The organism is Xenorhabdus yunnanensis, assembly GCF_028598805.1.
Classification (GTDB): domain Bacteria; phylum Pseudomonadota; class Gammaproteobacteria; order Enterobacterales; family Enterobacteriaceae; genus Xenorhabdus; species Xenorhabdus yunnanensis.
Window position 1 is genome coordinate 89251 of record NZ_JAQRFI010000010.1, and the last position, 14126, is coordinate 103376.

Consider the following 14126-nt stretch of genomic DNA (forward strand, 5'->3'; position numbering starts at 1 on the left):
ACAGTCCATTATGTCAATAACTACAATATATCGAGTAGCCGCAGTTCAAGCTGCTCCTATTTTCCTCAATCTAGAAGCGACCGTTGCAAAAACCATTTCACTCATTGAGTCGGCAGCCAATTATGGCACTAAATTGATTGCTTTCCCTGAGACTTGGATCCCGGGCTATCCTTGGTTCATATGGCTGGATTCACCACTCTGGGGCATGCAATTCTTCGAGCAATATCACAATAATTCACTAGTTATCAATAGCCAGCAATATCAAAAAATTGAGCAGGCTGCTGCTGACAATAATATTATGGTAGTACTTGGTTTCAGCGAAAAAGATAATGGCAGTCTTTACATATCTCAATCTATTATCGATCAAACGGGGCAAACGCTACTGACACGAAGAAAATTAAAGCCCACACATGTAGAAAGAGCAATTTTTGGGGAAGGTGATGGTAGTAGCTTAAATGTTATTGAAACAACTCTTGGTAAAGTTGGTGCCTTAAACTGCTGGGAACATATCCAACCATTGTCAAAATACGCTATGTTTTCTCAGGATGAACAAATACATGTTGGTTCCTGGCCAAGTTTTTCCATTTATAAAGGGCATGTTCATGCTCTATCAGGTGAAATGAATACTGCTATACGAAGAAGGAGTACTGTACGCTGATATCGATCTGAGTGCCATTACATTGGCAAAAGCCATTGCAGACCCCGTAGGGCACTATTCACGACCCGATGTTACCTGTCTTCTTTTGGATAAAACACGCCGTCAGCCTGCGATTATCAAAGAAACCGAATAATGTGTATCGGGAATATCTGATTCAGTAAATTACCAAGCTTTTCGATACAAAAATCGGAAGATTTTTGATGAGAAATTTGGTAAATTCACCTTTAAAATAACAGTAATTAAAACTGTCAATATCTTTTTGCTAAAAAGCTTTATATATCTTTTGTTTTTTCAAGGAAAGGTTTTAAAAGAAGAGTATTATTATTTAGACTTCTAACGTGTTATTAATAAAAAACAGACTGTACATTTTCCATTCTAACTTAACAAGAAGATATTTATGATTTATTTCACATCGAATACCCATTTTTGTCATTCCAATGTTATCCGCTTATGCAGACGACCCATGGATTGACGGTATTAAATATGAATATGCCGTGCCATAAATCTCTCGGGAGAGTATTTATGCTATAAATGGTAGTGAACCGATTAATGTTGATTTACAGACGGGGACAATCTACAGAGTTTCTTCTGGTGAAATACATATTTATCATATTTATCATAATGGCAGAGCCTTTAAACGAATTACATTACCCGACAATATTACGGATGAAGAATGTAATAATCTGAAAGTCATAACAGGTATTAGAAAAAACACCGAATATTCGCAATATTAGATGATGGATGGCTATTCTTTGATCGGGAAGGGCGATTGCTTCATCTGGATTGGAACAAGAGTGTAGTAAAGCACCTTAATGTGAGGTGAGATAGGTAATTTATACTTATTCAAAAATGAAGGTTAGAAATAAAGGAAGGGATATGAAATAATTTATTATTATAGATTATTTAACATAATATAGATTATGCGAACCCATAAGGCTTTTAAAAAAATACTGAGGTTTGACCCTGAGTACCCGATCTTTCTTTCCCTAAATACGCTCTCAATTGGCGTTGTATACAAATCACTAATAACATTATCTATAGATAGTAAACATATCACATGTTTCCTGTCAACATGTCGTAGGCAACTTGCACACAAATTTTATAGAATTAAAGATTATGGTGAACGGAGGCTGCTAATGAGTCATGCATCTACATTGAAAACTACCATCAGGTTGAAGAAGTCGGAATCTATCGATTTACAGGAAAAGGCATTCCTCTTAACAAAGAAAAATATCATGAGCGGACGGCAAAAAATTTACAGTGAGGCTGATTTGGTGCATTACGCAATTGAACAAATGCTGTCCATGATCACACTTGATGAACATGGTCACCTAATTTTGGAAAAAGACAGTTAGAATTTGGCCGGGTTCACCTGAAAGCCCGAAGATAACCTTAGACTACCCCCGTAGTACAGCACGGGGGTTTTTCCACGCTCACCATCCGAGATAAAAACCATAACTTCTATAACTGTAAAAAGGATAAGAAATGAAAAAAGAGATTATAAAAAAATGGCTTCAAGAAGAAAGTAACGATAACCCTGTAGCAAGAGCCGAAATAGCAAGATTTTTAGTAAAAACAGTATATGACTTTGTGAAATTTGACAGGCCAGGAGGTGAAGGTTTAGATGGTTGTGATGGAATAGAAAGACAGAGCTTGGCAAAAATTGTTGATGCCGCTGAATATCATTATTCAGCAATGATAAAAGAAAAACATAAAGATAAATTGACAAATAAATAATCTGTTAAACGATAGTTCACTTTTAAAAACCACTACAACATTCTATTTTGTAGCGGTTTTTTAGCATGTGAGCTCAACTGATTGTAAACCATTATTCTGCCTTTTTCAGGTATGACCAGTACGCATATTAGACAACAATATTTGTTGTTTATTAGTATACTAATAATACATAGGAAATACTTTGAACCACATAAATAAAAACATATGCCCTGAAAATTTTGATAATTTTTATTCAGCCAAAGATGCAAAATATGAAGCTGATAAAGCTCAAAAGCAAATGCAACAAGCAAAATTAGCTGCGTTATCATTTCAATATATCCATGAAATATATTCGCTTATACATCAAGCGGCAAAACATGGTAAATATATATAGATTATGATTTCAGAACGCTCCTGGAATTTGGTGTCGAGGAATATATAGAAGAATTTATTCGTTATTCTGGATACAGAGTTGAAAAATCCAAAGGTGAAAATAAAATTGGTTGCACACTAACCATTTCTTGGATTTCTGTACCAAATACTATGTAATCAAACGAGACAATTTTTTTCTTACCCGCTGAACATTTCTTTCGTCTATTCGACGGTCACACTTTCGTACTCTTTGATGGTTTAGTGGTTCGCTACGCTCACGGCTTTGCAGAGAGTGAGATGGTTTTCGCGCTCCCTGATTCAATCCCCCTTTTGTATCGGCGGATTAATAGCAGTGTCTCCATCGGCTTTCTCATGCCGCCTTACATGCCCTTACGGGCATTTACCAACAAAGTTTTGATACGGTGTCACATGAATTTTTTTGAAGAATTGAAAGCATCTTTTAACGAATCTATTGAAATTAAAAAGAGTAATAAAACGGCATTACGAATGATCCGATATGAATTATTCACCGAAAACAAAATGACGCTATCTGCGCCTGAAAAGCCTGCCTCCTCGCAACGCTGCGGGGGGCGGCTTTTCAATGCTCGATAACGTCAAATAACTTTTACCTGTAATAATACGATAATATCAGTCTTTGTATTAGCTTTTGACTTGCCCGTTAAAAAGCCTTTCGGCAGGAAACTGAATCCTGTTTCACCCTCTTCTACCTTATTTTCAGCCAAACCACCCAGCACAATAATTTCACCGCTTTTAACAGAAACGTCAGTGACAATGTCACGCTTAATTAGGGTTGGTGACTGGTTAACACCCGTATCTGTTTTGACAAAGTTGGATAATTGCTGCTGTATTTTTAAATCAATCGCCTGACTTTTAATCGTGGGTTGAATATCGAAAATCACCCCACTAGAACGATATTCAATCGACTGTACAGGCCGTCCATCCTGATATGTCACATTCGATAACACAGGCACATCAGACCCCACGCTAAAATTTCCTTTTGAACCAGATTTCACACGCAAAGTCGGACTGCTCACCACATGAAAACGTTCATCACGCCGGAACAACTCAACCATTGCATCAAGGCTACCCGTATTAATCGTAATGAAATTTTCATAGTTTTGTTTTACACCAATATTGATCCCTAATTTTCCTGAGAGTAATTTAGCCAACAGGTTAATCCCGCTACCCTCTTTTTCAATATCCTGAACCTCAAAAACATAACCGGTTACCACAACCTCACGAGAGGGCATATCTACCGAACTTAACACACTCTGAACCCGTGTAATTTCATCTCTAGAACCATAGAAAACCAATTTATCACCGCTGGCAGCTACTTCCCCTTCTGATTTTAGAAATCCCTGTAAATACTCAACATCCCGATGGACAGGGCTATAAACGAAACTTTGCTTAATCACCTTCGGTTCTGGCGGTTTCACCTTAACGAGATAAACGACACCGTGTTTCTCATGAACGTTAATATTCATGTTCTGGAAATAACGAACAATAAATTGGTTAAAATCCTGCTTATCGGTGGCATGAAAACTTATCAGGCTGGTATCACTGGCAAGATTCGGATCAAGCATATAAGGCTTTTGTAAGACTTCATCATAAATGAGTCCAATCGCTTTGGGTAATGGTACGGCTTCCAGCTTAAAATCCACATTTTTAGCCTGTGCAGACAGGGCCAGTAAGGAAAAAATTAAACATAACCCTTTTCTCATTATTGTATTCCTCCAGAGTAATAATTCACGGTCTGCCCTTCAATATCACCCTGCAAAAGTCGTCCGCTGTATTGGAACTGGCTTCTAGGCTCAAGGCGTAATCGACCTTGCTTGTCAGCCAGAATCACATATGCCCTGCCATCTTTAACTAACTCACCTGTAATGCGCCATTTATCCGATAAAGAGATCACTGGCTTTACAGGACTGATTACTGAGCTAACAGTCTTTGCTGTTGTCGATGTGGATTGACGAGTAGAAACTTCTTCCACCTTGCTTTCAGAATTCAAATATTGATTGAAATAGTTATAAACAACATAAGCTGATGCCAGAATAAAAACAGGGACAGTTAGAATAAGTATTCGAATCGTTTTAGATGAAAAGATAGACTGACGTGCATCCGTTCTCTGCTGATTCGGGTTATTACCCTCGACCGATTTATATAACTCAAAAATAGCCTTATCGTATTTTTCCTGATAATAAGTCATCCGGTTAGACTTAGTGACCTTTGCGCCCTGAAAAACATCAACCCGATAACGATTATTTAATCCCAATGCAACATGCTTCTGCATCCGGTACGTGGTTTCTATACGCCCTTTGATAAAACGCGGAATGTCACTAATGGTCTGGTTAATCACGACTAAATCAGACATAATTCCCGTGTCTTTATCAACAAAATGACCATGTTCAGCAATAAATGAACGATGATTTTTAGGAATATCTTTATCACTACCCCAGACACGCCACACTTCATCAATAACAACTAAATCCCCCGCCCGACAAAATGTGTCCAAATTATCCATTGAAGGTAAAAAATCCTCATTCAGGCACTGATTATTTTCAACATAAATCAATTTCCCTAAATTATCAGGAGACATTTTTTTATTTTGTTTCAAACAATAGGCTTTGATTTTTTCTTCATTTAACCCGTAAATATTCGAAACTACGCGCCGACCGGACGCAATCGCCGGAACAATCACCGATTTAACGACTTCATAGGATTTACCTGAACGCGGTACACCCACATAAGCTGTAATAGGCATCCTGACTCCCTATTTAACCAATGATGGGTAAGCGGCGAATGATAAACCGCGTCACCATCGCAGAAATCACCAAAGGCACACCTAGCGGAAATTGCAATAAATTAAGGAAATACCAAATGGCATCGGGCAAAGCGCCAAAAAGATCCGCTAAATTGGTTGATTTAGGCAAAAACCAGTCAATGACAATGGGGATAAATTCAGTCGTAACATAAAATAACGCAAAGAACAGGAAAAACTTTGCGACAATGCCTTTAAATATGAAACTAAACGCCCCGCTAAATAATGTTGTGAGTAAACGTCCCATTTTATCTCCTATGCACTGAGTAACCTACGCAATGCGACAAACGCCCAAACCAATGAAAATATAGATTCAATCACCCCTCTGTTTTCCTCAATTAATGGGCAGTGGGAATCTATTTTTCCACGAAAATTCATATAAGGAATATTGATATCCCAAACAGGACACTGAGCACTGCGAGATGGCATAGTAAAATCCTGTAAAAAAGGAAAAAATAACTTATAAGGCGCTAATATTTGTTCTGCTGTAGGCATATCTAATTCAGGGTATTGAATGTTTTCTGCATCAAGATCAGTTTCTTCATCAGGTTTAGGACGTGGTTTTGGATTAGGTGAAGGCTTTGGATTTGGTGCTGGATTTTCTTCAAAATCAACTTTAATAACATTCCCTGCTCCTGCTTTCGCTAACAAATCCGAAAAAGTCACCCTATCAACACCCAATTCATTCAGTGCAGTCTGAATCTCAGTCTCAGTTATCGGATTTTCCTGACTGAAAGGAACGCCGTCATAACCCTGCTGTAAAGCAGCCTCCAACAACAAACCGTTAAATAATGTCGCAAGGTTCTGTAAAGGTAATGTTTTATTTTTATATAAATTCAAATTTAAATCAGCAATCGTACCAACCTGAGTGTCATCATCTTTTTTTTCAGTATATTCTCGATTTATTAATAACAAAGGAGATGAAACGCTAGTGTCTTTATAATAATCATAATCTTTTTCTAAATCAGGCTTATTAAATATTTTAATTGTTTCAGTGCCAGTGAAATATTCAGTTAACACGTCAAAATCATATTTGAATTCAGTTATATTCCTTGTAACCCGAACTTCTGCTTCAACATAAAACTCACCGATAGAATGTCTTAAGTATTTTGTTTCAATATCCACTCTCCTAATTAAATATTCATATTTTTTATCATCTATTTCAACGGTTTCGTTTGTTACTTTGTTACCAATGTCATATTTAACCAAGTCTTGATATGCGTGATGTTCTGCTAACTTTGGTAAGTCATTTGACATAAACAAACCACCATCATTAGATTTGTAATAATATCTATAATCGTTGCTTAACTTATCATTCTCATACACATCTACTTTTTCTATTGGATTAACGATATTATAACTATATGTATAAATAACAGGATTATTCAAAGATGGTTTATAAGAGACAATTTTTGTTTTACCATTTACATTAATAGCATAACGGCCATTCTTTAATTTAACCGCTGTCGGTTCAAAAAAAACACTAACCTTATCATTACCATTAACATTCAAATCAAGTAATGTTATTGCACCTGACGATAAAGCCAAAGAAACCCAAGAAATATCTTTCGCATGACGTAAAGAACTCACTTTCGCTAGTTTATAGACAGAATCATTTGCCGCAACACGTCCCACATAACGCATCGTACCTGAGCGCACTGTATTTAACATGACGGCATCATTCGCTGCTACCATACCTGCGCGGCGAGTAACAATAGACTGGAAAACACGAGTGATTATCGGACGGGCAACAATAGCCACAGCCGGATTAGCGTAAGAATGATAAAGAGGGAAAAATAATACAATAAACATCAAAGGAAAAATGAATATTTTCCTTTTCAAAGAATATGGATTCATGGAAATAACCTGTCATTAATAGCTATTAAACCCCTGTATTACAGCCCATGCACATAATACCCCTGTAAAAAAACTCATTAATTCCCACATAATCACCTCTAAAAAGGGGCTGTAAAGCCCCTCATTAAAACGCTTTTTAATTAAAACGATTTTATCATGGCTGATACTTTTTTTAGACCCATAATAGTAACAGAAATACCCATAACTATTGCCGCCACACCAACAACCCCCGTAATTATCGGCGCAACATCAATCTGTTTCAAAAGTACATCAAGATAGCCTGCTGATGGTTGTGAAGCATCATTAGCAAATGCCGCAGAACTCAACGCCACAGAAGCTACAACACTCGCTTTTAAATAACTCCTAGAAATAATATTTTTAATTTTCATAATAGACCTATAAGTTAACCATTTTTATCATGCGTCCTAATCCGTAACCTAATACATAAAAGACTAAGACAAGCCCTAATCCAGCCCCTAAGATATTCATATTAAATTCACCTAAAGGCGGACTGTTTGAAACCATCGAAGATTGAAATTTATTAAATTCTGATTTCGGTAATTTCAAAATTACATCGTTACAACTACTATTATCAGTCATCATATTTATATGAGGCTGACAAAATTTAGTTGTTATTTTGGTATAGTCATCCATAAAACAACTATTCCTGAAAATTAATTTATAATTTAATTAAATGCTTAACTGTTTCCATAGGAACATAAGAAACATTCCACTGGTTAAACTCAAGGCGAGGTGGATTATCGCCAAATGGTTTACCTGGATATAAACTAGAACCAGAAATTAAATATTTTCCCTCTGGTAACGGATTTGGCTCTGACAATGTGATAACTGTCTCTGACATTGAGCGTGGCCCCATATGTGCAATAACACGCTGTGTATAATAGGGAGTGATTTCGCCCGTATTTTTATTAGTACGTGTCTTTTGTTCTATTTTCACATCAGCGGCAGTAACTTCTATATAAAATGGAATTTTTTCTAAAACGGACATTGTGATACTCCTAATTTCTCATTTATGAGTGTTTGATATATTGGGGGCAAATCTAATTTCAGGTTTAAATCAGAAATGTGATCATCACGTACTATCATTGATAGAACGGCTTGAGTGTCCCCTTCAAAAAAGTGAATAAGTTTTGCGATAGAAGAAGAAGCCTGTTTCCTAAGCCATTTAACTTTAGATTCAATAGCATCAACGGCCTTGCGACCTAAAAGAATCGGAATTGGTGCAGGCTTCGTCGGATTAATGGAAGCTGCATAAGGGCACAACCCTGTATAAGTTCCTTGTGTATTTAAAAGTACCTCAATTGGTACGCCTTTTAATTCAGCCTCAGAACGATACCAAGTGCCGGAAACTTTTTGCTCAAGGGCTTTATTGTAAACACGCCAATAAACACGAGATTGCCGAGAACCTACCGTTACTATTTCTTTGGTATAGCACCCTGCTGCATCTATTTCATGCGCATTGCCTAATTTTGGCTTTGGACCCATACCACCATAAAAAGCATCATCTTTATAGGCTGATAATGCATGGTGGCAAGTGAACACACCGTCATAATCATCAGTGGCGAGATCCAAACGTTTTAATGATGTGATATCTAAATGTTTAAGCCACTTATAGATTTTTTCCGGTGTTGTGCCACTCATAACATGTGTACAACCCTTTCCGCCGATCTGAACGTAAAAAGTGCCATTGTTCCCACCCCAGTAGATCATGCCGAAATGCTCATATCCACCATCTTCAGAATAAAGAATGGCTGAATCTTGATAAGCAAAACCACCTGCACCGCGAGCAGGACCAACAAATAATCCAAATACAGCAGCGATAAAACGTCTCAGGCGTGAATGTAAACAGGACAATAATTCTCTGTTATAGCGTTCAGCCTTACGGTTGATATCTTCAATCGAAGAAGAAAACACCTCACCTGAATCAGGTAACGCTTCGTAATCTCTGCCTAATACTGATTCAGTAAATTGGCTGTGTTGATAATGTCGATAAGATGGCAAAAATTCATATTTACGCCATTCATGCCCTTTTTCCTGAAAAGTATGAACATCTTTCATACATGAAAGCGGCGCAGAAAAGGCCAGATAATCGATAATAACGCTTCTATCAGTCATCATTTTAAAGATTCCTGATAGCCAGTGAAATTACCAGAAGTAGTCGCCGTAGAGACGAACACTATTTGATTGCCGTAAAGAGAGGTGCATTCATACATCAATTCATCAACAGACGGGTAAAAATCCCATTCATCGGCAACAAGAGCATTGATGCCAAAACCTGCGATGTAATCGAAATAGATGATCTTCATAGCCCCTCTCTTGTAACCAAGAGAGAGCGAAAGTTAGGGGTTATAACTGTATGATCGGCGTGGGATTCGCATAATCCACGTTATGTCTAAATTGCTGGGCTGCCATGCGATATTTTGGCAGCCCGCAATTCAACATAACGCGGTTCGAGATTATGCGAACCATTAATGTAATAGCTCAAAGCGGTTTTTTCCGCTGTGCCAGTTATGTTTCAGTCTGCGTAACATATTGTATTAAAAACGAATACTCTTATTCATCAACTCCCAAAAACCAACTGTGTCAGGTGTAACCTTTTCAATAAACAAATCCATGAGATAATTTCCGATTAGTCATCTTAACTTTTTATTTTCATCATAATGAGGTATGAAAGTGCAATTCAGTGTTCTGGCTGGTTTATAATCGTTAGGCTCTCAGCTCAACCTCATAAATTTTACGTTTTGCTATCATTTTTATTGGTTCTTCGATAGCTCTGACATCCGTTAGCTCCCAAGCTAACCAACCCGCTTCGTAATACGATGCGCAAGCTGCTTCAATATCACTTTCAAAAAATGGCCTAACATTTTTAACTTTGACGATTGCGACGGCTTTCCCCATTTCCTCATCACCCTCTTTTAAAAGATAATGTTGGTTTTCAACAATCAACAAGTCCTCATTACAATCAAAGTTTGGTGCCCATTTTCTTATTTCTAACGTTTTTTTCCTGTCGCAATATTTTCACCTGCTGGTGCGACTATAGATATAGCTTTCATTAGTATGATTTTCTCATGTTAATCTGCATGTTCTCCTCCAGAGAACCGCCTGTAATTATTTATAATACATGCATAAATCAGGACATTTCAACTTTGCTAACAAGCGGACATTTCTACTTAGCCTTGACATGCAAATCTGGCAACTACAGTCTTCCTGAATCGCTAAAACTTCAGGTATTGGCGTTGCTATATGAAAATTACAGTGACTTTGGCCCCACACTGGCTGCTGAAAAACTTAGGGAACGTCACGACATCATCGTCTCGGTGGAAATGCTCAGAAAATGGATGACTGCCGATGGTCACTGGGGTTACTTATTTTGGTCAAATCAAAGTTATTATCCACTTATCATTTGGTATATTGGCAAAATGTGTATCAACATGAAAAAATCTAAACTTTCGCAAAAAGAAATGCAGTTCAGTACTAATGTTTCTTTTCATCATCTGTAATTTTATAAATATAAAGGAAAAAAATGAGAAACAACTCAACCCCTTTTACATCCGCAATATGCTGGATCTCATTTTGGTTAGGAACAGTTCTTGTTGGCGCTTCATGGCTTTATGCAAAACTACAAGGAAAAGAATTTCTGGTGGGATTATCAGAAGGTTTAATGAATATAACCTCACCTGATAGCACAGTTGCGATAATGCTTTCTATAGGAGCTATGATGATCGCCATTGGAATGCTATACGTTCCCTTATTCTATACTACTGTCTTTGTACAAGCATTCATGAAAGTTCTGACGAGAAAACCAATCAGAATCTAAGAACGCTGTAATCAGGCAAGAAAAGGTCTATCAAAAAAATTAATGGGCCATTTCTTGCTCAATCGAGTTATTGTCATTCAGTGCGTCTCGTCGTATCAAGACTTACATTTAGCTGACCATTATATTTATCTAAAGGTTCAAAACGGTTTCAGCAAATTCCCCAACCTCAATTTCAGAGTTTTCAAATTTCGGCTGGTAGTATTGCCATAAATGAGCATCTTTTCCTTCTTCCCAAGGTGGGAGAACTGGCTGACCATTTCGCCAAAATTGGATGCAAGATTTAACTTTTGGATCTTTCCTATTTCGATATATCCATCTCAGTTCACTGCCTGTGTATGAAGTCCCTTTCTTTATCTTTTGCTCATAATGTTTGTAAATAACACTCTCCATATCTATTCCATCTAAAATAAAATGAATACATGAACGGTTTAGTGAAAGAGAGTACCAAGATAATCCAGCTTTGCATTTTCTTTTTGTCACTTTTTTAGTATAGGAAAGACAATGTTTATCCCAATCAACATCAAAATTCGTCTTTCCATTATCTTTCGCAGCAGACTGTAATACCTTGTACTTACGATGATTTTCTATCGATTGTGTAAAGCTTTCTTGATTAGGTGGGATTTGTGCTCTAAGAAATTTCCGCGTTGTAATTTCTTCTGGAGTAATTGAATATCTATCAATTATTGAGAAATGATTCTTATCGCGTAAATGGCCGAAGGCTCGATATTCTATGGCATACTTGTTTCTTTCTGTATTTAAACCAAATACAAGATCCTCTGGCTCAAGACTCGTTTTAAATGGTTGAAAAAAAGGCATATTTACTCCTGATTTTTTACTTTTATCTATAAAAAATTTTAGCACTCTATATATGATTTCATTGTAAATAATTTATTCCAGTTATTTGTTTTAATCAAGTCTTTCTATTGTATATTTATCCTCATGTCACTTGATAAATAATTTATTTAAAAACAAAGTATTAATAGCATGAAAAACAATTTAACCTTGACTAATAAGAAATAAATTTTTCTACTAATAGGGTTATTAATGATAATGACTCGCAGATAAGAGGATAATTATGATTGTTTTTGTGACAGGGGCAACTTCTGGTTTCGGTGAAGCGATTGCGAGAAAATTTATTAAACATGGCGCGGTAGTTATTGCAACAGGGCGTCGTCAAGATAGATTAGATAAGTTGAAGAGCGAATTAGGGGAAAATTTCCACCCCATTCAACTTGATGTCAGAGATCGCACCGCAATTGAACATACAGTTCAGCAATTACCAGATACTCTACTTAATATAGACGTTCTTGTGAATAATGCAGGGCTTGCATTAGGATTAGAACCAGCTCACCAAGCTAATCCTGATGACTGGGAAACAATGATTGATACCAATACAAAAGGATTAGTGAGCATGACGCGGGCTTTGTTACCTAATATGGTACAAGCCAACCACGGACACATCATTAATATTGGTTCCACCGCAGCAAGTTGGCCTTATGCAGGTGGCAACGTATATGGCGCCACCAAAGCCTTTGTCAAACAATTTAGCTTAGGGTTGAGATCTGATTTACATGGAAAGAACATTCGAGTTACTGATATTGAACCTGGGCTTGTTAGAGGGACTGAGTTTTCTCATATCCGCTTTAAAGGTAATGAAGAAAAAGTAGATAGAACTTATGAAGGTGCTGACGCATTAACAGCGGATGATATTGCAGAAGCTGTATTTTGGGTTGCTAACCTGCCTTCTCGTGTCAATATTAATACATTGGAAATGATGCCAGTTTGTCAGTCATTCGCGGGTTTAAGCATACATAGAGGCTAGTTACTAAGTGGGGTTGTTAATAAATCTGATACTTTTGGCAGCCTTATTAAATGACTTAGTCTTATAATTATAGTTTAGCAAATGATATGTTGAGTAAATGGTATAGTGAAAGAGGTTCAAACATGAACATTCATAGTTCTTCTATTGTTAAAAGCATTTTGGCTATTTCCCTTCTTTTCTCTCTCTTCTGGCAAACGCCAGCATTTTCCGGACCTTGTACGACAGAAAGTACATGTATAACCATTAATGGTGGCGGCGAAAATTCCATGAGTAGAGAAGCGGCTCGTCAAAGCCGAGAAGAATGGAATGAACAGAGAAGACTGCGTCAGAAAGTGGACAAACGTAGAGAGAAAGAGTTTGATAAGTACGCAGTGGAAGTTGATAATCGTGATACCTGTTTGAAGAGTGCCAACATTAATGCGTATTGGGAACCAAGCACAAAGCGTTGCCTGGATATCAATACAGGTCGCCCGATTAAACCTTGATAGATTCAACACCGACGTCAATATAAGGAGATGATGGTGAAAAAGATCCTGCTAACTGGAGCTTTGTTCTTTGCGTTTTCTTCCTTTACAGTACATGCGGAGCAAACTTCACAAAAGGTAACATGTGAAAGTCTGAAAGAAGAAATTGCGCAGAAAATCATTAAAAATGGTGTTTCAGAAACGGATTTTAGGCTTGACTTAGTCCCTAGTGATCAAGTTAATGAAGACAACACCACAAGTGGGAAAATTGTTGGTCATTGTGATCAAGGGAAGAAGAAAATAGTCTATATCCGTTTTTCTCACGCTAACACGCCCTCTGATAAAGCCCCAAGCGACAAGAAAAACCAAGAGTAATACTTTTTAAATGACATAGTATCAGGGGCATTATCGGAAAGACAAAAAGGGAGCAAAATACGCTCCCTTTTTTATTGTATATAGAAAACCCCCTGCTAGGCAGGGGGTTCTGTAGAGCTTTCAGCTATAAATCCGCTATAAAAACCCCTTTTGATTTGTTAAAACACCTTGCGGTCTGGCAACTG

At 37.2% G+C, this 14126-nt stretch carries 19 protein-coding genes and 2 pseudogenes; 10 read left to right on the forward strand and 11 right to left on the reverse strand.

The window, feature by feature from the left end; all coding sequences use genetic code 11:
* Nucleotides 1–10: 10 nt before the first annotated feature.
* From PSI23_RS06340 to PSI23_RS06360, 5 genes are all read left to right on the forward strand, one after another.
* The gene (locus PSI23_RS06340; protein ID WP_273554287.1) at nt 11–658 is read left to right on the forward strand and encodes a carbon-nitrogen hydrolase family protein; all 648 of its coding nucleotides are present in this window, start codon (nt 11–13) and stop codon (nt 656–658) included.
* Between the two features lie 1136 nt (nt 659–1794).
* Nucleotides 1795–2013 (forward strand): hypothetical protein, encoded by a 219-nt coding sequence (locus PSI23_RS06345; protein ID WP_099110228.1) that lies wholly within the window; start codon nt 1795–1797, stop codon nt 2011–2013.
* Nucleotides 2014–2143: 130 nt separating this feature from the next.
* Complete coding sequence (locus PSI23_RS06350) at nt 2144–2395, forward strand: hypothetical protein (protein WP_099110229.1); 252 nt, start codon at nt 2144–2146, stop codon at nt 2393–2395.
* A 181-nt stretch (nt 2396–2576) separates the two neighbouring features.
* A complete protein-coding gene (locus PSI23_RS06355) occupies nt 2577–2768 on the forward strand; it encodes a hypothetical protein (protein ID WP_273554288.1) in 192 nt (63 codons plus the stop codon).
* 239 nt (nt 2769–3007) lie between these two features.
* A complete protein-coding gene (locus PSI23_RS06360) occupies nt 3008–3358 on the forward strand; it encodes a hypothetical protein (RefSeq protein ID WP_273554289.1) in 351 nt (116 codons plus the stop codon).
* Between the two features lie 2 nt (nt 3359–3360).
* Here the strand turns inward: PSI23_RS06360 and PSI23_RS06365 are convergent, their stop codons facing one another.
* The 10 genes and pseudogenes from PSI23_RS06365 to PSI23_RS06410 form a co-directional block, all read right to left on the reverse strand.
* Nucleotides 3361–4488, reverse strand: coding sequence for a type II secretion system protein GspD (locus PSI23_RS06365; RefSeq protein WP_228860473.1), 1128 nt, complete (start codon nt 4486–4488; stop codon nt 3361–3363).
* Nucleotides 4488–5528, reverse strand: a complete 1041-nt coding sequence (locus tag PSI23_RS06370; RefSeq protein WP_228860472.1) for a zonular occludens toxin domain-containing protein — start codon at nt 5526–5528, stop codon at nt 4488–4490. Before PSI23_RS06370 ends, PSI23_RS06365 begins: the two co-directional genes overlap by 1 nt.
* 13 nt (nt 5529–5541) lie before the next feature.
* A complete protein-coding gene (locus PSI23_RS06375) occupies nt 5542–5832 on the reverse strand; it encodes a DUF2523 family protein (RefSeq protein ID WP_099110234.1) in 291 nt (96 codons plus the stop codon).
* An 8-nt stretch (nt 5833–5840) separates the two neighbouring features.
* Nucleotides 5841–7442, reverse strand: a complete 1602-nt coding sequence (locus tag PSI23_RS06380) for a hypothetical protein (protein ID WP_273554290.1) — start codon at nt 7440–7442, stop codon at nt 5841–5843.
* Nucleotides 7443–7582: 140 nt separating this feature from the next.
* Nucleotides 7583–7831: a hypothetical protein gene (locus tag PSI23_RS06385; protein ID WP_099110236.1), complete on the reverse strand. Its 249-nt coding sequence runs from the start codon at nt 7829–7831 to the stop codon at nt 7583–7585.
* Nucleotides 7832–7838: 7 nt separating this feature from the next.
* The gene (locus PSI23_RS06390) at nt 7839–8096 is read right to left on the reverse strand and encodes a hypothetical protein (RefSeq protein ID WP_273554291.1); all 258 of its coding nucleotides are present in this window, start codon (nt 8094–8096) and stop codon (nt 7839–7841) included.
* A gap of 25 nt (nt 8097–8121) precedes the next feature.
* Nucleotides 8122–8451, reverse strand: a complete 330-nt coding sequence (locus PSI23_RS06395; protein WP_099110238.1) for a hypothetical protein — start codon at nt 8449–8451, stop codon at nt 8122–8124.
* Nucleotides 8439–9581 (reverse strand): replication initiation factor domain-containing protein, encoded by a 1143-nt coding sequence (locus PSI23_RS06400; protein WP_273554292.1) that lies wholly within the window; start codon nt 9579–9581, stop codon nt 8439–8441. Before PSI23_RS06400 ends, PSI23_RS06395 begins: the two co-directional genes overlap by 13 nt.
* Nucleotides 9578–9769 (reverse strand): hypothetical protein, encoded by a 192-nt coding sequence (locus tag PSI23_RS06405; RefSeq protein WP_273554293.1) that lies wholly within the window; start codon nt 9767–9769, stop codon nt 9578–9580. The genes PSI23_RS06400 and PSI23_RS06405 overlap by 4 nt, the downstream gene beginning before the upstream one ends.
* 400 nt (nt 9770–10169) lie before the next feature.
* A pseudogene (locus PSI23_RS06410) lies at nt 10170–10457 on the reverse strand (ASCH domain-containing protein); the annotation flags it as partial.
* A 200-nt stretch (nt 10458–10657) separates the two neighbouring features.
* Between PSI23_RS06410 and PSI23_RS23170 the strand changes: the two are divergent.
* Together PSI23_RS23170 and PSI23_RS06420 are read left to right on the forward strand one after the other, a co-directional pair.
* Nucleotides 10658–10822, forward strand: a pseudogene (locus PSI23_RS23170) (ISNCY family transposase); the annotation flags it as partial.
* A gap of 164 nt (nt 10823–10986) precedes the next feature.
* On the forward strand, nt 10987–11280 hold the full coding sequence (locus PSI23_RS06420; protein WP_038196669.1) for a hypothetical protein: 294 nt from the start codon (nt 10987–10989) through the stop codon (nt 11278–11280).
* A 129-nt stretch (nt 11281–11409) separates the two neighbouring features.
* Here PSI23_RS06420 and PSI23_RS06425 read toward each other — a convergent pair whose 3' ends face one another.
* A complete protein-coding gene (locus tag PSI23_RS06425) occupies nt 11410–12141 on the reverse strand; it encodes a hypothetical protein (protein ID WP_273554295.1) in 732 nt (243 codons plus the stop codon).
* A gap of 214 nt (nt 12142–12355) precedes the next feature.
* Between PSI23_RS06425 and ydfG the strand changes: the two genes are divergently transcribed.
* From ydfG to PSI23_RS06440, 3 genes are all read left to right on the forward strand, one after another.
* Nucleotides 12356–13102 (forward strand): bifunctional NADP-dependent 3-hydroxy acid dehydrogenase/3-hydroxypropionate dehydrogenase YdfG, encoded by a 747-nt coding sequence (ydfG, locus tag PSI23_RS06430; protein WP_273554296.1) that lies wholly within the window; start codon nt 12356–12358, stop codon nt 13100–13102.
* Nucleotides 13103–13224: 122 nt separating this feature from the next.
* The gene (locus PSI23_RS06435) at nt 13225–13587 is read left to right on the forward strand and encodes a DUF1283 family protein (protein ID WP_273554297.1); all 363 of its coding nucleotides are present in this window, start codon (nt 13225–13227) and stop codon (nt 13585–13587) included.
* A 33-nt stretch (nt 13588–13620) separates the two neighbouring features.
* Nucleotides 13621–13941, forward strand: a complete 321-nt coding sequence (locus PSI23_RS06440) for a DUF1161 domain-containing protein (RefSeq protein ID WP_273554298.1) — start codon at nt 13621–13623, stop codon at nt 13939–13941.
* Nucleotides 13942–14126 lie beyond the last annotated feature (185 nt).